Raw genomic sequence first — 437 nt, forward strand, 5'->3', positions numbered from 1 at the left:
ACCGTCGAGGTCGGCACCGTCCTGGCCATCATCGGTGATCCCTCCGAGGCGGGCTCCGCACCGGCTGCACCCGCCGAGGCGCCCGCGGCACCGGAGCCCACTCCTGCCGCTGAGCCGGCACCGGCTCCCGCAGCGCCGCCAGTCCCCGCACCGGCTGCGGGCTCCGCCGAGGGCACCGAGGTGACGATGCCCGCTTTGGGTGAGTCCGTCACCGAGGGGACGGTCTCCTCCTGGCTCAAGGCCGTGGGCGACACCGTCGAGGCCGACGAGCCCCTGCTGGAGGTCGCCACCGACAAGGTGGACACCGAGGTCCCCTCCCCCGCATCCGGCGTCCTGCTGGAGATCCGCGTCCCCGAGGACGAGACCGTCGAGGTCGGCACCGTCCTGGCCATCGTCGGGTCCCCGTCGACGGCCCCGGCGGCAGCGCCCGCCCCGGC

General features: G+C 75.5%; 1 protein-coding gene. It reads left to right on the forward strand.

Annotated elements, in window-relative coordinates:
• Window positions 1-437 (forward strand): biotin/lipoyl-containing protein (locus tag HMPREF9056_RS13500; RefSeq protein ID WP_301280243.1); only part of this gene is annotated, 437 nt, incomplete at both ends.

This window comes from Actinomyces sp. oral taxon 170 str. F0386 (genome assembly GCF_000195595.1).
GTDB lineage: Bacteria > Actinomycetota > Actinomycetes > Actinomycetales > Actinomycetaceae > Actinomyces.